Origin of the sequence: Escherichia sp. E4742 (assembly GCF_005843885.1) — a bacterium.
Classification (GTDB): domain Bacteria; phylum Pseudomonadota; class Gammaproteobacteria; order Enterobacterales; family Enterobacteriaceae; genus Escherichia.
Window position 1 is genome coordinate 1,973,047 of the sequence record NZ_CP040443.1, and the last position, 17,860, is coordinate 1,990,906.

17 protein-coding genes are annotated in these 17,860 nt (G+C 50.9%); 8 read left to right on the forward strand and 9 right to left on the reverse strand.

Features of this window, described 5'->3' with window-relative positions:
- Nucleotides 1–181 precede the first annotated feature (181 nt).
- The gene (locus tag FEM44_RS09585; RefSeq protein ID WP_138158980.1) at nt 182–1,030 is read left to right on the forward strand and encodes a YPO3983 family protein; all 849 of its coding nucleotides are present in this window, start codon (nt 182–184) and stop codon (nt 1,028–1,030) included.
- Complete coding sequence (locus FEM44_RS09590) at nt 1,027–1,518, forward strand: DUF943 family protein (protein ID WP_135523401.1); 492 nt, start codon at nt 1,027–1,029, stop codon at nt 1,516–1,518. Before FEM44_RS09585 ends, FEM44_RS09590 begins: the two co-directional genes overlap by 4 nt.
- A 40-nt stretch (nt 1,519–1,558) precedes the next feature.
- Here FEM44_RS09590 and corA read toward each other — a convergent pair whose 3' ends face one another.
- Together corA and ysgD are read right to left on the reverse strand one after the other, a co-directional pair.
- Nucleotides 1,559–2,509 carry a magnesium/cobalt transporter CorA gene (gene corA, locus FEM44_RS09595; protein WP_130209436.1) on the reverse strand — a complete coding sequence of 317 codons (951 nt, stop codon included), beginning with the start codon at nt 2,507–2,509 and terminating at the stop codon, nt 1,559–1,561.
- 150 nt (nt 2,510–2,659) lie between these two features.
- Complete coding sequence (gene ysgD / locus FEM44_RS25275; protein ID WP_211180520.1) at nt 2,660–2,716, reverse strand: protein YsgD; 57 nt, start codon at nt 2,714–2,716, stop codon at nt 2,660–2,662.
- A gap of 161 nt (nt 2,717–2,877) precedes the next feature.
- On the opposite strand from ysgD, the gene FEM44_RS09600 reads away from it, so the two are divergent.
- Nucleotides 2,878–3,642 carry a phosphodiester glycosidase family protein gene (locus FEM44_RS09600; protein ID WP_135523400.1) on the forward strand — a complete coding sequence of 255 codons (765 nt, stop codon included), beginning with the start codon at nt 2,878–2,880 and terminating at the stop codon, nt 3,640–3,642.
- A gap of 149 nt (nt 3,643–3,791) precedes the next feature.
- Here the strand turns inward: FEM44_RS09600 and uvrD are convergent, their stop codons facing one another.
- From uvrD to lptM, 6 genes are all read right to left on the reverse strand, one after another.
- Nucleotides 3,792–5,954, reverse strand: coding sequence for a DNA helicase II (gene uvrD / locus FEM44_RS09605; RefSeq protein WP_000383446.1), 2,163 nt, complete (start codon nt 5,952–5,954; stop codon nt 3,792–3,794).
- An 83-nt stretch (nt 5,955–6,037) separates the two neighbouring features.
- Nucleotides 6,038–6,754, reverse strand: a complete 717-nt coding sequence (gene yigB / locus FEM44_RS09610) for a 5-amino-6-(5-phospho-D-ribitylamino)uracil phosphatase YigB (protein ID WP_001213580.1) — start codon at nt 6,752–6,754, stop codon at nt 6,038–6,040.
- On the reverse strand, nt 6,754–7,650 hold the full coding sequence (gene xerC, locus FEM44_RS09615) for a tyrosine recombinase XerC (RefSeq protein ID WP_130209428.1): 897 nt from the start codon (nt 7,648–7,650) through the stop codon (nt 6,754–6,756). The genes yigB and xerC overlap by 1 nt, the downstream gene beginning before the upstream one ends.
- Nucleotides 7,647–8,354: a DUF484 domain-containing protein gene (locus tag FEM44_RS09620; RefSeq protein ID WP_135523399.1), complete on the reverse strand. Its 708-nt coding sequence runs from the start codon at nt 8,352–8,354 to the stop codon at nt 7,647–7,649. Before FEM44_RS09620 ends, xerC begins: the two co-directional genes overlap by 4 nt.
- Complete coding sequence (gene dapF / locus FEM44_RS09625) at nt 8,351–9,175, reverse strand: diaminopimelate epimerase (RefSeq protein WP_001160654.1); 825 nt, start codon at nt 9,173–9,175, stop codon at nt 8,351–8,353. The genes FEM44_RS09620 and dapF overlap by 4 nt, the downstream gene beginning before the upstream one ends.
- A gap of 36 nt (nt 9,176–9,211) precedes the next feature.
- The gene (gene lptM / locus FEM44_RS09630) at nt 9,212–9,415 is read right to left on the reverse strand and encodes an LPS translocon maturation chaperone LptM (protein ID WP_000799889.1); all 204 of its coding nucleotides are present in this window, start codon (nt 9,413–9,415) and stop codon (nt 9,212–9,214) included.
- A gap of 188 nt (nt 9,416–9,603) precedes the next feature.
- On the opposite strand from lptM, the gene FEM44_RS09635 reads away from it, so the two are divergent.
- Entirely contained in the window at nt 9,604–11,631 is a 2,028-nt protein-coding gene (locus FEM44_RS09635) for a hypothetical protein (protein ID WP_135523428.1), read from the forward strand.
- 47 nt (nt 11,632–11,678) lie between these two features.
- Entirely contained in the window at nt 11,679–11,999 is a 321-nt protein-coding gene (gene cyaY / locus FEM44_RS09640) for an iron donor protein CyaY (RefSeq protein ID WP_135523398.1), read from the forward strand.
- Between the two features lie 39 nt (nt 12,000–12,038).
- Here cyaY and cyaA read toward each other — a convergent pair whose 3' ends face one another.
- Nucleotides 12,039–14,585 carry a class I adenylate cyclase gene (gene cyaA, locus FEM44_RS09645; RefSeq protein WP_135523397.1) on the reverse strand — a complete coding sequence of 849 codons (2,547 nt, stop codon included), beginning with the start codon at nt 14,583–14,585 and terminating at the stop codon, nt 12,039–12,041.
- A gap of 373 nt (nt 14,586–14,958) precedes the next feature.
- Here cyaA and hemC point away from each other — a divergent pair, with 373 nt between their 5' ends.
- From hemC to hemX, 3 genes are read left to right on the forward strand one after another with little or no spacing between them, the layout of a single operon-like run.
- Nucleotides 14,959–15,900 carry a hydroxymethylbilane synthase gene (gene hemC, locus FEM44_RS09650; protein ID WP_135523396.1) on the forward strand — a complete coding sequence of 314 codons (942 nt, stop codon included), beginning with the start codon at nt 14,959–14,961 and terminating at the stop codon, nt 15,898–15,900.
- Nucleotides 15,897–16,637 carry a uroporphyrinogen-III synthase gene (hemD, locus tag FEM44_RS09655; RefSeq protein WP_135523395.1) on the forward strand — a complete coding sequence of 247 codons (741 nt, stop codon included), beginning with the start codon at nt 15,897–15,899 and terminating at the stop codon, nt 16,635–16,637. The genes hemC and hemD overlap by 4 nt, the downstream gene beginning before the upstream one ends.
- A gap of 21 nt (nt 16,638–16,658) precedes the next feature.
- Nucleotides 16,659–17,858, forward strand: coding sequence for a uroporphyrinogen-III C-methyltransferase (gene hemX, locus FEM44_RS09660; RefSeq protein ID WP_135523394.1), 1,200 nt, complete (start codon nt 16,659–16,661; stop codon nt 17,856–17,858).
- Nucleotides 17,859–17,860 lie beyond the last annotated feature (2 nt).

A 17,860-nucleotide genomic window follows, 5' to 3' on the forward strand; every position in this document is an offset into this window, starting at 1 on the left:
AGTTTCCTAATCGGTAAATTCAGCATTTTGTTATTAACAATGAGTAAGACCAATCATTAACGATGTTCTCTTCATAATGTAATGAAAAAATGTGAAGCAAAGTTCTTTTTTAAATATTTTTTTACCCTAGCATTTGTTCTCGAATTGATATTGAGCCTAAATATAACCAAGGTAAATGCAAATGAATAACACATTACATCCATCAATTAATATTCCTTTTACACTTTTCGAAACTATTACTTTATTCGATGATTCTTCTGCTGACGATATGCAATATGGTGATATGGTAGAACAAGATTTTCTCTCACTCGGCCTAAGCGATATCTCAGAAAAAGTTGATCCTTACCGACTTATTAAATACCATTTTCCTGGACCAGGTTCTATTGATGGTGCTTTTAGTGCCCCAAGTTCCGGAACAAAAATATCAAAAAGTGAATGCATTGATATTTTATTTGCAGAAATGAAAGATCTAGCAAAAATGTTTTCCTTTTTTGGACAATACAAAACGCTTATCGAAGATCTGATTGAACATTTTAGATATGGAAATGGCAGCAATTTTCATAGCCAACAATTAAACTTATCTTTTCATGAAAAAATAAATAAATATGATTATAATAGTCCAATACGAATAATCAGAGAATGTATCGAAAATGGCATTAATTCAACTCCCTCGACAGGATACCAACCTCTTATCCTGCAAAGCATTAAAACCAAATTACTTTCATCAAGACTAAATAAATTTAATGACTTCGAGGACAGTTTTAATGGCTTAGGAGTCAGTGTTCATGATATTTCAGCTCAAAAAATATCTCTTTTAAGTTTTCAAAAATACGCTATAGGATGGAGTGCGACAATTCATTTTGTAGCACAGGACCACTTCGGTCTTGATGTACCTGATATCAAAAACAATACTTACAGCAAATATAGATTTTTTCGCATATGGTTCTTTTTACAACGGCATAAAGACTTTGCTTTCAAACCTTTTTTCACCAATTTTAACACTATCGAAAGAATCGAAAATTATCTATGAAAAGCAAACTCCAGAAAATTATATTATGTTTATTTCTTCTATGCTGCATCTATAATTTATGGACATTGCGTCCTGTACAGATTTTGTATACATACTCTGATGCTGGCAACTCAGTCTTTCTGGTCGTTGATCATCTGCCATGGACTGACAGCGATAAAATAAATTGGTATCTGAAGCATCAGAATGAAATTAAAAATCAACATCTCCTACCAGAAGGTAGTTGGCATACCTGGTATGTCATTGATATCGGTAATGGCTTCACTGACTATAAAAAATATATCGAAGGGCCGTATGAAGATCTCTACTGTTTCCCAACGATTAAGAGCAATGATAATTGCATCGTGAAAAATTACTTAATGGTTATTAATGAATACCTTTATCGTAACACTCATATTGGTATTAACGATTTTACTGAGTATCAATTAACACAAGAAAATAAAATAGAACGAGTTTTCAATCCGCATGACTTTAAAAAAGACAATTTTTAGAAATAAGCCGGATAAAAAATAGCTTTATCCGGCACTCATATTACAACCAGTTCTTCCGCTTAAAGTACAGATACGGTGCCAGGCCCGCGAGGATCATAAAGATAATCGCTGCCGGGTAGCCGAAGCTCCACTTCAACTCTGGCATAAACTCAAAGTTCATCCCGTAGCTGGAAGCGACCAGCGTTGGCGGCAGGAACACTACGGATACCACCGAGAAGATCTTGATGATGCGGTTCTGCTCGATGTTGATAAAGCCCATCGCCGCCTGCATCAGGAAGTTCACCTTCTGGAACAAGGATTCGTTATGCGGCAGCAGGGACTCGATATCTCGCAGGATTTCACGCGCCTGCTCCAGTTGCCCACCCGGTAAGCGTGCTTTACGCACCAGGAAGTTGAGCGCGCGCTGGGTATCCATCAGACACAGGCGAACTTTCCAGCCGATATCTTCCAGTTCTGCCAATGTGGAGAGTGCCTCGTCGTACTCATCGCCCTGACGCCCTTCCATAATCACCCGGCTCAACTGCTCCAGATCGCTGTAGATGTTTTCAATTTCATCCGCCAGCTGTTCGATTTTGGTTTCGAACAGATCCAGAAGTAGCTCGTAGGCGTTACCGTCAACCATTGACTGGCTACGGGCGCGCATACGATACAGACGGAATGCAGGCAGCTCACGCTCACGCAGGGTAAACAGGCGACCATCGCGGATGGTAAATGCTACAGTAGAGTTACCGGCGTGATCTTCCGCATCTTCAAAGAAGAAGAAGGAGTGAATATGCAGGCCGTCATCGTCTTCAAAGAAACGCGCCGATGCTTCGATGTCTTCCAGTTCCGGGCGGGTTGCCAGGCTCTGGCCAAGTTCAGATTGTACGCGCAGTCGCTCGTCGTCATCCGGTTCGACAAGATCAATCCATACTGCATTTACAAGGGGTTGTGACTCTTCGACTTCCAGCCGGGTCAGTCGGTTATTTTCCAGTTGAAATGCGCTCAGCATGACCGGGACTCCCAATGCTTAAAATATCGGACAGTTCGGTGGGCACACAGAAACAAATTGAGTTTCAGACCATTAAACAGCCTGACTCAGCGCGACGGGAAAATTGAGGTCGCTGACAACCGCTAAGGCTATCAGCAAAAAGGGATAGCCTTAGGAGTTGATCCTGGATGACAGGATAGTGAGCCAGTATCTACTGGGTGTGTCCAAGGCGAATGTCCTCTTAGAGTGATCGTGCGCGCATGTTACGCCAGCAAAATTTTGCCGTCAACACGCAACGGAACACCACAGAACAATAGTTGAACTTCGCGCTTTTTGGTACTCGTCAAGGTCGTTAACAGGATAAAAAAATCACACATCCAGGACCTATAATGGCGCATCGGCTACTCATTGGTAAAGGAATGATCACCTTGAATCTCAAACGGATTTTTCTCGCCCTCACCTTGCTCCCTTGGTTTGCTGTTGCAGCTGATGACTGCGCACTCTCCGATCCGACGCTGACCGTACAGGCGTATACCGTTAATCCTCAGACAGAGCGGGTGAAAATGTACTGGCAAAAAGCCAATGGCGAAGTATGGGGAACGTTACATGCACTGCTGGAGGATATTAATAGCCAGGGGCAAGTTCAGATGGTGATGAACGGCGGCATCTATGATGAAAGCTATGCGCCGCTCGGTTTGTACATCGAAAACGGTCAGCAGAAGGTGGCGCTAAATCTCGCCTCGGGGGAAGGTAATTTCTTTATCCGTCCTGGCGGCGTTTTTTATGTTGCGGGAAATAAAGTCGGCATCGTTCGTCTGGATGCCTTTAAAACCAGTAAAGAGATTCAGTTTGCGGTGCAGTCAGGGCCAATGTTGATGGAAAATGGCGTAATTAATCCGCGCATTCATCCCAACGTCGCCTCACGCAAAATCCGTAACGGTGTGGGGATTAATAAACAAGGGAACGCTGTGTTTTTGTTGAGCCAGCAGGTGACAAATTTTTATGATTTTGCCTGTTATGCCAAAGCGAAACTGGACGTCGAACAGCTGCTTTATCTTGATGGCACGATTTCGCATATGTATGTGAAAGGCGGAGTAATCCCGTGGCAACGCTATCCTTTTGTCACCATGATTTCCGTCGAGCAGAAAGGTTAAAACGACTGTTTTGTGTCAAATACTGAATATGGTGCAGATGCCGGATGCGGCGTAAACGCCTTATCCTGCCTACATGATGTTGCAATTTATTGAATCTGCATGTTTTGTAGGCCGTATAAGGTGCGCAGCACCGCATCCGGAAACGTAAATTACACCGTCTCCAGTCGGGCGTAAGCCGCCACCAGCCATTTGATTCCCTGGCCCTGGAATGCCACCTGCAAACGGCTATGCTCGCCGCTGCCTTCCATATTGACGATGGTGCCTTCACCAAATTTGGCGTGGCGTACGCGCTGGCCGAGTTTGTAACCACTGTCGTTCTCGACCATCGGCGTACCCATGCGCTGATGGCTGACCGGGCGGCTTACCGTGGCGCGCAGTCGCACCTCTTCCACACACTCTTCCGGCAGCTCGCCGATAAAGCGCGACGGGCGATGGTAAACCTCTTTGCCATACAGACGGCGAGTTTCCGCGTAGGTCAGCGTCAGTTTCTGCATCGCACGGGTTACGCCAACGTAGGCCAGACGGCGTTCTTCTTCCAGACGCCCGCCTTCATCCAGCGACATCTGGCTTGGGAACATGCCCTCTTCCATACCAACAATAAACACCTGCGGAAACTCCAGACCTTTCGCCGAGTGTAGCGTCATCAACTGCACCGCATCCTGCCAGGTATCCGCCTGCCCTTCACCTGCTTCCAGTGCCGCATGGGAGAGGAACGCCTGTAGCGGCATTAAATCTTCGTCTTCTTCGTTGTAGCTGAACTGGCGCGTTGCCGTCACCAGTTCCTCTAAGTTTTCGATACGCGTCTGACCTTTTTCGCCCTTCTCCTGCTCGTACATGGTGCGCAGGCCGGAGTCTTTAATTACCCGGTCAGTCTGTACATGCAGCGGCATATCGGCAGTTTCCTGCGCTAAGGCGTCGATCAGTTCCATAAACCGCTGTAAGGCGCTGGCAGCACGTCCGGCGAGGGCTTTTTCCTGCAACAGTTCACGACACGCCTGCCAGAGAGTTAACTGGCGATCGCGCGATGTCTGACGCACTACGTCCAGCGTCCGGTCACCAATACCACGCGTTGGCGTATTCACCACACGCTCAAATGCTGCATCATCGTTACGGTTGGCAATCAGGCGCAGATATGAGAGCGCATCTTTGATTTCCTGGCGTTCGAAGAAGCGCATACCGCCATAAATACGATACGGCATACTGGCCTGCAATAACGCTTCTTCCAGTACACGCGACTGGGCGTTGCTACGGTAGAGAATGGCGCACTCAGCGAGCGCCCCGCCGTTGTCCTGCCAGGTTTTGATGCGGTTAACGACGAAACGCGCTTCGTCGAGTTCGTTAAAAGCGCAATAGAGGGAAATCGGCTCACCGTCCGCGCCATCGGTCCACAATTTTTTACCCAAACGCCCGTTGTTGTTTTCAATCAGGGCGTTCGCGGCGCTCAGAATATTGCTGGTAGAGCGGTAGTTCTGCTCCAGACGGATAGTTTCAGCACCGGGGAAATCATTGAGGAAACGCTGAATATTCTCTACCTGCGCCCCGCGCCAGCCGTAGATTGACTGGTCGTCATCACCGACGATCATCACTTTGCCGGTATCGCCCGCCAGCAGGCGGATCCACGCGTACTGAATGTTGTTGGTATCCTGGAATTCGTCCACCAGGATGTTGGTAAAACGTTCGCGGTAGTGTTGCAGGATATGCGGCTTGTTAAGCCACAGTTCGTGGGCGCGCAGCAGCAACTCGGCGAAGTCCACCAGGCCCGCGCGGTCACACGCTTCCTGATACGCCTGATACACCTTCTGCCAGGTCTGCTCCACCGGGTTACCGTAGCTTTGAATATGATGCGGACGCAGGCCTTCATCTTTTTGGCTGTTGATGTACCACATTGCCTGGCGCGGCGGCCACTGCTTCTCGTCGAGGTTCATCGCCTTGATCAGACGCTTAAGCAAGCGTAACTGGTCTTCACTGTCGAGGATCTGGAAATCCTGCGGCAGGTTGGCGTCCATATGGTGCGCACGCAGCAGGCGGTGTGCCAGCCCGTGGAAGGTGCCGACCCACATGCCGCCCTGACTGGTGCCCATCAGTTGCCCGATACGATGGCGCATCTCCGCCGCCGCTTTGTTGGTAAACGTTACCGCCATAATCGAGTACGGCGAGCAGTTTTCCACGCTCATCAGCCAGGCGATACGATGCACCAGAACGCGCGTCTTACCACTGCCCGCGCCCGCCAGCACCAGAAGATTGCTGCGTGGCGCGGCCACCGCTTCGCGCTGTTTGTCATTAAGGCTTTCGAGCAGGTAAGAAACGTCCATTGGCACCGCCGCGTAAAAATAGGTTGGGCGGAGAAGCGCAACGCCCTCCGCCAAAAAGCTGGGTATATATACAGATTTGCTGATTATATCAGCGAGGTCAGAGATGCCAACCGGGAAATTTCCAGATGCGGGAGTAAACGGCTGTCCCAGGTTTGCATCAGACAGCCGTTTTCCGGTCTGATCCAACAGGCCTGCATTCCGCTGCGGATCGCCCCACCCACGTCAGTGGTGAGATCGTCACCTACATGTAAGATCTCGCCGATCGGCACATTGAGTTTTTCTGCCGCCAGAAAGTACATATCGCTGAACGGTTTCGAGCGCCCGTGTGGGCCAGCGCGCAGCACAAACTCAAAATAATCCCCCAAACCAAACAGCTCCGGCTGCGCGTTACCGTTGGTGATCGCCACCAGCGGCCATTTCTTCGCCAGCTGTTTTAAGGTGTCGTGGGTTTGCTGCGGAACATCGATTCGGCTGCGCCATTTGGCAAAGTTGATCATTGCCGCGTGTGCGCCTGCACTGGCTTCTTCGGCACTCAGCCCGGCGTCAAGCATCGCTTGTTCAATCGAACGAAAACGCCAGCGCGTTACGTCGTGATAAATCTCGGGTTCCGCTTCCCGTACCGCCTGACGCAGACGTTGCAGATCTTCATTCTGGAAGCTGCGCAGCGCCGGATGATAATTTTGCACAAAAGTCAGCGCCTCCCGCTCGGTGCGCAAAATCACCGGACGGTTGTCGTAAAGGGTATCATCCAGGTCAAAGGTGAGCGCCGAGATGCGCCCCAAAGGCCGGTAAAAACGCATTATTTCCCCCGTTTGGCGCGTGGATGCGCCGCATCATACACCGAGGCAAGGTGTTGAAAATCAAGATGAGTATAGATTTGCGTGGTGGAGAGATTGGCATGACCCAACAGCTCTTGCACACCACGCAGATCGCCGCTCGACTCCAGCATATGCGTGGCGAATGAGTGGCGTAATTTATGCGGGTGAACGTGATTATTCAGCCCCTGTTTTATGCCCCATTCGGCGAAGCGTTTTTGTACGTTACGCGCAGAGATGCGTTTGCCCAGTTTCGACAGGAAAAGTGCGTCGTCTTCGCTGCCAAACAGGTCGCGTAAATCAAGCCAGTGCTCAATCCACGCCACGGCGTTGCGACCAATCGGCAGGCGGCGCTCTTTGCTGCCTTTCCCCATCACCCACACTTCGCCGGACTCCAGGTCGAGGTGTTTGATATCCAGCCCCACCAGTTCGGAAAGACGCAGACCCGCACCGTACATCACTTCCAGCATCGCCCGGTCGCGTACAGCGAGGGGATCGTTAATATCAATATCCAGCAGCCGATTCATATCATCGACGTCGATATTTTTCGGCAGATGACGCGGCGCTTTCGGTGCCGAAACACCTTTTGCCGGGTTAGCTTTGAGTTCGTTCTGGCTGACCAGCCAGTCAAAAAAGCTACGTAGCGCAGAGAGGCGTAATGCGAGGCTTGCCGCGCCCAGCCCTTTACGGCGACTGCGTACTGCAAAATTGCGCACCATCGTCACATCACATTGCTGCCAGCTTTGCAGGCCGTTTTCGCTGGCAAAATTGATGATCGCCTCAAGCTGGCGCTGGTAGTTAAGCAGGGTTATCGGGCTAAGCTGACGCTCCACGCTCAGATAACGTAGATAGCGTTCTACATCGGTATGTAAATTGGTCATACGCGTTCAATCCAACGCTCCAGAAGCTCCGGCAACATCAGCGCAATTTCATCAAGTAACTGCGTTCCCTGACCTTGTTGATAGTGATTAGCATCGCGACTGGTGAACAGCACTACGCCTAAATCAGCATCGCTTCCCAGCATCGACATCGCCACCGATCCCACCGCTTTCGCTTCCGGTAGCACCACCAGCAACTCCGGCCCGTTAAGCGGCCCCAAATAATGCTGCTCCTGGCCCAGACGCTGAATACGCAACGGTTCGAAAGACTGACGACTTAATGCCAGATGAGTGTGGTTCGACGGCGCACCTAAGCGCCAGCGATCCGGAAACAGACGCACACTCGCGCCCGCCAAACCGAGATCGCGCGCCCAGCGGTGAAAGCGCATCAGCATATCGTCGAGACTGCCGGCGGCGGTGAGACTGCGCTGCAGGTAGAGTAAGCGATAAAACAGGCCTTCGTTGGCGATAGACTGTTCCATCAACAGCGACATGTTCTCTTCCAGAACATGAATATGGTTACGCGCGCGAGCCATATGCCATTCGACCAACGAAACGGTACCGCGTACCGGATGTGGCACACGTATCGCTTCTACTGCGCGCGCATTGCGGATAAAAAACTCAGGATTTTTAATCAGATAATCGACAACCGCCCGGTCATCAAGCTCCGTGAGTGTTTCCTGTAGTTCTTCCCCTGGTTGCTTCATAGATGAATAAATCCGTCGTAAACATGTACTGCCGGACCCGTCATATATAACGGATGACCCGGACCTTTCCAGGCGATATCAAGACGACCACCAGGGAGTTCCACACGTACTTCTTCGGCCAGCAAACCTTGCTGAATCCCTACCGCAACCGCCGCACACGCGCCGCTGCCGCAGGCCTGGGTTTCTCCTGCCCCACGCTCATAAACGCGTAAACGAATATGCTCGCGCTTAACCACTTGCATAAAACCGATATTGGCGCGCTCCGGAAAACGTTCGTGGCTTTCCAGAACAGGGCCAAGCGTTTCTACCGCCGCGGTATCGACATCATCGACCTGAATCACGCAGTGCGGATTTCCCATCGACACCACGCCACATAAGATTGTCTGCTCGGCGGCGCGCATAATATAGGTCTTTTCCGCTTTGTTAGCGCGAAACGGCACAGCGGAAGGTTCGAAGTTGGGCTCGCCCATATTTACGCGGACCAGATCATCATCGGTGACGGTCAGAACCATCCGCCCGTTGGCGGTGCTGACGCGGATATCGCGCTTATTGGTCAGCCCTTTCAGGCGTACAAAGCGGGCAAAGCAGCGTGCGCCGTTGCCGCACTGCGCCACTTCACTGCCATCAGCATTAAAAATGCGATAGTGAAAATCCAGTTCAGGATCGTACGGCGGCTCGACCACCAGTAGCTGATCAAAACCCACACCCAGGTGCCGATCCGCCAGGCGACGAATCAGTTCCGGCGAAAAAAAGACATTCTGCGTTACCGCGTCGACGACCATAAAATCGTTGCCAAGGCCATGCATTTTCGAGAACTGCATCATTTACTCCAATCACGCGGGTACAGAAACTGACTTTTAGTAATTCACCTGGGATGGACCATCGCCAGTGGCGCGGTCGTTTTTATCCGGCACCGTGGATTGCGTTTGCGTCTCTACCGGTTTGGTCGGTGGCGGCGCGTTTTTATCTGCAGGCGGGAAATAGAGCGGACCTTTCAGACCGCAGCCCGTCAGGCTGAAGAGAGTAAGTAATACAGTGAGTGCCTTAAACACGTTTTTCATTATGGATTGCCTGTAAAGTTCATCGCTTTCTGCTTTCTATCATCGCAGGAGAAGGCGTAAAAGCAAGCGTTTAGCGACTCTTTATGAAGTCTGAAAAGTGAGGAATTGCTGCGAGTATAACGCTTACACGTGGGGATTTATGTTTTGCTGGTGGTTTCGTGATCGGCACCTCGCGCCAGGATGGCTTTATGCACTATCGCAATGTGGTTTGTTTGTGGGCTTGTTCGTTGTTCTTATCGTCGGCATGGGGATGTCGGCTTGATGCGCCTGAACATAATATTTACCAGAAACAGGGAAAAGGCGTGGTGTACCTGCGCCCTTATAAAGAAACAAATCTTTCTCTACCTGACGTGAATTACAAAAGTTTGCGTCGTTTACCCAATTTATTAATAGACCCGACAACACTAGACGAATGGGATAAAGAACCGCCTCTGACCGATCTGACAACCGACTACCTCTATAAGGGCGCACAGGCCTGGTATCCTCATTATTCCTGGCATAGCGATGGTCGCTATATACTCTACGCGGGTGAAGTAGTGCAAAACCCGCCAGACAAACCTCCCGTCGATGTCGCCTCGTTCAAGGCATGGGGTGATTTTGCCGCAGATAAACACAGTCTCTATTTCGAAGGCAAGCGCACCGATGACAATGACGGAGAAAATAGTTTAGATATCAAAACGCTGCATCAGGTGGAATTCCGTCCCCCCTGGAAACCTGACTTACTGGGGCTGATATTACGTGACACTAACTTCTTGTATATCAATGGGCATCGCCTCGCAGATCCCGATAGTTTCCGTGTGCTGGCACAAAAGTCATGGGATCAGCGAGGAAAGTTTTCTACCGCGTTTAATCCCTGTGTGGCTACCCCATTTGGCCCCTGGGATACCCTTGCCCGAACATGGACCAAAATCCTGATCAACGGCGAACAACTGGATGCCGACCCGAACACCTTTTCCGTCGTACGCTGGATGCCCGGCTCACTCTTGACCTGGCGTGATAAAAACGGGCTGCAGCGTAAAGTGCTGAATCAGGGAAATCTGGACAAAGATAGGGCAAATAGCTGCGCAGCGTTCAATTTACAGGAACACTACGTTTCATGGCGTAAAGGGCCAGAATGCCAGCAAGAAGTCCTACCCGGCCTCGATCCAGAACAATTTCACCCTCTTAGTAATACCGTTGCTCAGTATCAGGACAAGCTGTACACCATTAATAAGACAGAATTTGGCGAAAATAGGCTGGATATCGTCACGCTGGATAATCCTGGTTTGGTGATAGATAAACGCTTTAACGCGGGAAGAACTCACGGCTATTTATTGACCAAATTACCAGCTGATGGTGAAGAAGAAGATGGTCTCCAGGTATTCGAGTCTTCCGGGCCGCTTATCCTGATGGATTATCGTGTTCCCGATGAGCACGAGGCTCACCTTGGCGATAGCCCCCATTATAAGAAATGGTATGCGCACGACGATCGTTATGTTTACGCATTCGATGGCTCGCAGCTGTGGCGCTACCCAACACCCAACACCAAAGCCGTGCGGGTAACATGGAAAACCGAACATTCAGGTTATGGCTACTGGGCAGACTACCGTAGTGGAAAGTTGGACGGCAGACTTCTTGAGGATGGTGCGTTTATTCCAACGGGAATCCCCTATAACTCATCCGTTAACATTGCTCAATATTCTAATGGCGAAAGCTCTTTTCTCGTAGGCGAAACCGATGTTAGCTGGCGTAAGCTTCGCTCTACAGACCAGCAATGGAGTCAATGGGAGAAACTCCCCGATATTGACCCAAAAGCATTTCATCCCATCACCGATCGTGTCGCACAGTACAAAAATCATCTGTACATTGCGAAATTGTCTCCTTTCGGTGAGGACACACTGGAAATCATAACGCTCGACTCTTCTGCACCTTTCCTGAAACAACGAATTAACGCCGGGAAAAACCATGGCTACTTTATGCGATCTTCCCGATTACGCGACGATATTCAAATCTTTGCCATTGATGGACCATTGAAGACCACCGAACGCTTCGCTTATGACAATCACTATGTTTATACCTGGATCGGCAGCCAACTTTATCGAACCGTATCGCCCTGCCCGGCAAAGACACGTAATCTGGATCAGAACATGTTTTCATCCAATGATGACATCATCATCTTGAAGACGGAGGAAGAGTGCCGCAAAACACCAGACATTGAGCAAACTTTGAAGCCCTGACCCCATGCCGCTATACTGCCGCCATCACTTAAAAACAGGATACAACAATGAACGACAGTGAATTTCATCGCCTGGCTGACCAACTGTGGCTAACCATTGAAGAGCATCTGGACGACTGGGATGGCGACAGCGATATCGACTGCGAAATCAACGGTGGCGTGCTGACCATTACCTTTGAAAACGGCAGCAAAATCATTATTAACCGTCAGGAACCGCTGCACCAGGTATGGCTGGCAACCAAGCAGGGCGGCTACCATTTTGATCTGAAAGGCGATGAGTGGATTTGCGACCGTAGCGGCGAAACCTTCTGGGATTTGCTGGAGCAGGCGGCGACGCAGCAGGCGGGGGAAGCAGTCAGTTTCCGTTAAAATTGCATGCCGGATAAGCCTCGCTTTCCGGCACACGCATCACGAGAAATACTGCTGTAACTGCGGCGTATCGTTGTCCTGATTGGCAGGCGGCATGTTGCCGATAGATTTGGTGCGGAACGGAATGACCTGTTCGCGACCATCGACCTTCACAATCTGATAGAACTGCGGCAGGTTGAAGTTGATGAAGCTTGAGCCGTAGGTAAAACGGTCGTGCGATGACGAGTAAAAGCGACTGACGTCACGCACCAGCTCCTCTTTGCTACCTTCGCAGTGGTGATACACCTCAACCCGGTTGCTTTCGTCGAGAATGTAGATATTAAAGCCATTCTCGTCTTGCGTTTCTTCGAAGAAGAATTGGATGATCCCTTCGCTGGCAAAGCCGTCCACCACCGCCGGTAATTTGACGTGATTGGTTTCAACCTGCACTGACAAGCCGTGCAGTTTGTTATGCGAAATAGCGCCATAAAACTCGATGGCATTTTCCAGTTTCTGTACCGATACATTCAGGCGTTCGAAGAACAAGCCCCAGGTTTGACCAGAAACGCGCAGCGCCTTGAAACGTCCGGTTTCCTGGCGGGTGCTGGAAAGACGCAGTTCAATACACTCAGAAACCAGTTGCTGCACGCGAGTACGGATTAAGCCGCGCAGATGCTGGCTATAACAGAAGACTTCCACGCTATCTGGCGGTGCGGCGTCCTGATGCATTTTGCCGAGAATGGTTTTCAGGGCTTCAATCATCGACTGCTCACCGTTGAAGTGCAGCGTACGCACTTCGTTCCACGAGTTGCGGTACAGCAGGTCAACGCTACCTACCAGGCAATTTTGATTCTCGCCAAAGCTGAAGACGTCCAGCTTACGGAAATCAAAATGCACCACCTGATTGCGGAACGCTGCTGTCGGGTCATACTCCAGGTTAACGATAATCGCCAGATGGCGGATCTCACAAGGGCTATAGAGCGCCTTCGGTGTCGGTGCAGGTAAGCGCAGCGGGAAATGGTGCGACACATCAGCGACCATTTCCTGCAACTTCGGCAAGTCGACAACGCCGTTGCCTTTAATGTACAAACGGGTGCGCGAGGTCAGCAAGCCGTTAAACCATGCCCACGCCACCAGCTTATTCAGGTAACGGTTATATTCCAGCGGCTGATGGCTGATGATCGACTCAATATTTGGCGCGCGGTTATACAGATACCAACCTGAACGGTTAGCACGGCCCGGCGGTACATAAATAAAGGTCAGATTCGGTTCCGAGAGATCAGGTGAAATCTGCGGGTTCACCAGCGTCACTTTACCCGGTAATGCTTCAAACGCGGCGTACAGTTTACGCGTCAGCACGCCGATATCCTGCGGGCTGGCAGAGACGCTAAGGTTATTGCGGCGCGCAAAGCGGATCAGATTACGGTAGCTCTGCATCATTGCGTCGAGCAACTCGTTGTGCGCCTCACGCACCTGATCTATCTTCCAGTTAGCGCGGTTATCGAGCATTGCCAGACGAGCATCGTCCCATTCCCACTCTTTCACCAACTGGCTTAACACTTCACGACGCCAGCCTACGCAGGCGCGTTCACGGCTGAGTTTTTCGCACACTTTTAAATAGAAGCAGCGGCGTACTAAATCCAGACGGGTGAAATCTTCAATCGCTGTCAGGTATTCAGTAACACGCTCCAGCATCATGCAGTACGGATCGAGGCCAAATGACACTATCTCGCCGTCGTGCAAACGCTGTTTGATATCTTTCGCCAGCAGGCGTGGATTCGGATATTCCCAGGAATAGGCTTCCAGCAGCAGTGTCTTCAGCACCGCTTTATACGGGGAATCGATACTTTTGTAGAGTTGCCAAAGGCTGGCACCAAAGTATTCTTCAGCGGAAAGCGAGCTTAATCCGCCAAGATCCAGCCATTCATTTGGCGTCAGCACGCCCTGCGCGTAGAGCGTCATTACGTAGTCATCGTAATGCTCTTCTTCGTCGCAAGGCACCATATTCCACAGAATACGCTTACCGGCGAGACGCACGGCGGTACGGTAAAATTCATCAAGTAGCAGTATATGCTGGGTGGAGCCGCAATCTTCGCCCCCCAGACTGCCACTCTCGTTGTGGCGGAAACGGTTTTCATCAATCAGGAAGAAGCTAACTTCCACCCCCAGCGAGGCGGCCCAGCTTTCCAGCAGGCTACATTTACGTTGTAGTAATTGGCGCTCTTCGCTATCGAGCCAGGATTGATGACAGACCCAGATATCCAGGTCAGAGGAACAACTTTGCCCTACGGACGAAGTACTGCCCATGGTGTATACACCAGTAATCGGAAGCTCGCCTTTCGGCGGGTCCTGTACTGACATTCCACGATACAGTTCAAGTTCGTTCAGGTAGTGGCGTTGGGTTTCATCAGGCGTGTAAAGGCAAATGCCTTTGGGAACGTTACCATCCAGGTAACCCGGCATTAGCGGATGGTGATAGTGCAACAATGTCGGCAGCAGACTGTAAACCTGTTGGAATGCAGGCCCCATGGCAGCAAGCGCGCGATCCACGCGCAATTGATTTATGGCATCCAGTCTCTGTTTCAGAGTCTCAATATAGAGGTACAAGACGTATCGCCTGATTTGCTACCCGTCATGTCTGTGATTCCGGCAACATCAACGGAAACACGCGGCATTCGGGATATTTCGTATGTCAAAGGTAACTGTTACCACTTTCCGCGCCTGGTTTTTTTAGTTTCACGACGAAAAAATGGTCTAAAACGTGATCAATTTAACACCTTGCTGATTGACCGTAAAGAAAGATGCGCTACATACAAGTGTAGCACCGTTTATTCTCTGTAAATTCCTTATTACGACGGCTTGAAACGCCTGTCAGGATTCCATTTACGTTTTGCATTAACGTCAACGTTTCACCACAACACTGACATCGCTCCAGCAAGGATGTTAGGATGGACCACGGATGATAATGACGGTAACAAGCATGTTAGACAATGTTTTAAGAATTGCCACACGCCAAAGCCCACTTGCACTCTGGCAGGCACACTATGTCAAAGACAAGTTGATGGCGAGCCATCCGGGATTAGTCGTTGAACTAGTACCGATGGTGACGCGCGGCGATGTAATTCTTGATACGCCGCTGGCGAAAGTAGGCGGAAAAGGCTTATTTGTTAAAGAGCTGGAAGTCGCGCTTCTGGAAAACCGCGCCGATATCGCCGTACATTCGATGAAAGATGTGCCGGTTGAATTCCCGCAAGGTCTGGGGCTGGTCACCATTTGCGAACGCGAGGATCCGCGTGATGCCTTTGTGTCCAATAATTATGACAGTCTGGATGCGTTACCGGCTGGCAGTATCGTCGGGACTTCCAGCTTACGTCGCCAGTGCCAACTGGCGGAACGCCGCCCGGACCTGATTATCCGCTCTCTGCGTGGGAACGTTGGTACACGCCTTAGCAAGCTGGATAACGGCGAATACGATGCCATTATTCTTGCCGTGGCTGGATTAAAACGTTTAGGGCTGGAGTCCCGCATTCGCGCTGCGCTGCCCCCTGAAATTTCTCTTCCGGCAGTCGGACAAGGTGCCGTAGGTATTGAATGCCGCCTTAATGATACGCGTACCCGCGAGCTTCTTGCCGCGCTTAATCACCATGAAACCGCGCTACGCGTCACCGCTGAACGTGCGATGAATACCCGTCTGGAAGGGGGTTGTCAGGTGCCGATTGGCAGCTATGCCGAACTTGTCGACGGCAAAATCTGGTTGCGTGCGCTGGTCGGTGCGCCGGACGGTTCGCAGATTATTCGTGGTGAACGCCGCGGTGCGCCGCAGGATGCCGAGCAAATGGGGATTTCACTGGCGGAAGAGCTACTGAATAACGGCGCACGGGAGATTCTCGCTGAAGTCTACAACGGAGACGCGCCAGCATGAGTATCCTGGTCACCCGCCCATCTCCAGCTGGAGAAGAGTTAGTGAGCCGTCTGCGCACACTGGGGCAGGTGGCCTGGCATTTTCCGCTGATAGAGTTTTCCCCGGGTCGGCAATTGCCACAACTTGCCGACCAGCTATCAGCACTTGGTGAAGGCGATCTGTTGTTTGCCCTTTCGCAACACGCCGTTGCTTTTGCCCAATCACAACTGCATCAACAAGCTCTTAAATGGCCATTACTTGCTGATTATTTCGCCATCGGCCGCACCACTGCGCTGGCGCTGCATACCGTGAGCGGGCACCAGGTTCGTTATCCGCAGGATCGGGAAATCAGTGAAGTCTTGCTACAATTACCGGAATTACAAAGTATTGCGGGCAAACGTGTGCTGATATTACGTGGCAACGGCGGTCGTGAGCTGATTGGAGAAACTCTGACGGCACGCGGTGCTGAAGTCACTTTTTGTGAATGTTATCAAAGGTGCGCCATTCATTATGACGGTGCAGAAGAGGCGATGCGTTGGCAATCCCGCGAGGTGACGACCGTCGTTGTTACCAGCGGTGAAATGTTGCATCAACTCTGGTCATTGATCCCACAATGGTATCGTGAGCACTGGTTACTACGCTGTCGGCTTTTGGTCGTCAGTGAGCGTTTGGCGACACTCGCCCGGGAACTGGGCTGGAATGACATTAAGGTCGCCGATAACGCTGACAACGATGCGCTATTACGGGCATTACAATAACTCTCATAACAGGAAGCCATAATGACGGAACAAGAAAAAACCTCCGCCGTGGTTGAAGATACCAGGGAGGCCGTGGACACCACGCCACAACCTGTCGTTGCAGAAAAGAAGAGTAAGAACAGTACCGCTCTGATTCTCAGTGCGGTGGCTATCGCCATTGCTCTGGCAGCAGGCGTCGGTTTGTATGGCTGGGGCAAACAACAGGCCGTCAGTCAGACTGCCACCAGCGATGCCCTGGCGAGCCAACTCACGGCACTGCAAAAAGCCCTGGAAACCCAAAAAGCGGAGCTGGAAGGCATTATTAAGCAACAGGCTACGCAGTTAGAGCAGGCGAATCGACAGCAAGAAACGCTGGCCAAAAAGCTGGATGAAGTTCAACAAAAGGTCGCCACTATTTCAGGTAGTGACGCCAAAACCTGGCTTCTGGCACAGGCGGACTTTCTGGTAAAACTTGCCGGACGTAAACTCTGGAGCGATCAGGACGTCACCACCGCAGCAGCGTTACTGAAAAGCGCTGATGCCAGCCTGGCAGATATGAATGACCCCAGCCTGATTGCTGTTCGTCGGGCAATTACCGATGATATCGCCAGCCTTTCTGCGGTATCACAGGTGGATTATGACGGTATTATCCTCAAGTTGAATCAGCTCTCTAATCAAGTGGATAACCTGCGTCTGGCCGACAATGATAGCGACGGTTCGCCGATGGATTCCGACGGTGAAGAGCTTTCCAGCTCCATCAGCGAATGGCGCATCAATCTGCAAAAAAGCTGGCAGAATTTTATGGACAACTTCATCACGATTCGCCGTCGTGATGATACTGCCGTACCGCTGTTAGCGCCGAATCAGGATATCTATCTGCGCGAAAATATTCGTTCCCGTCTGCTGGTCGCCGCACAAGCTGTGCCGCGTCATCAGGAAGAGACGTACCGTCAGGCGCTGGAGAACGTCTCCACCTGGGTTCGTGCTTATTACGATACTGAAGATGCAACGACCAAAGCATTCCTCGACGAGGTGGACCAGTTAAGCCAGCAAAATATCTCGATGGATCTTCCGGAAACCCTGCAAAGCCAGGCGATGCTGGAAAAACTGATGCAGACTCGCGTGCGTAACCTACTGGCACAACCGGCAGCAGGGGCAACGGAAGCTAAACCTGCACCTGCACCTGCACCTGCACCTGCACCGCAAGCTGATGCCCCGGCAGCCGCGCCGCAAGGAGAATAACC